Origin of the sequence: Neisseria sp. P0008.S010 (assembly GCF_051962715.1) — a bacterium.
Classification (GTDB): domain Bacteria; phylum Pseudomonadota; class Gammaproteobacteria; order Burkholderiales; family Neisseriaceae; genus Neisseria; species Neisseria elongata.
Genome location: NZ_JBQCVA010000361.1, coordinates 1 through 252 on the forward strand (window position 1 = coordinate 1; position 252 = coordinate 252).

The window sequence follows — 252 nt, forward strand, 5'->3', positions numbered from 1 at the left end:
CCGCGGTAATACGTAGGGTCCAAGCGTTGTCCGGAGTTACTGGGCGTAAAGCGCGCGCAGGTGGTCTTCTAAGCCCGGCGTGAAAGCCCCCGGCTCAACCGGGGAGGGTCGTCGGGGACTGGGAGACTTGAGGGCGGCAGGGGCTGGTGGAATCCCCGGTGTAGTGGTGAAATGCGTAGAGATCGGGGGGAACACCCGTGGCGAAGGCGGCCAGCTGGGCCGTCCCTGACACTGAGGCGCGAAGGCGTGGGG

The 252-nt window shown here is 66.7% G+C and carries 1 rRNA gene; it reads left to right on the forward strand.

The features are described from left to right. Positions 1-252: ribosomal RNA gene (locus ACTHSL_RS13920) — 16S ribosomal RNA — on the forward strand; the annotation flags it as partial.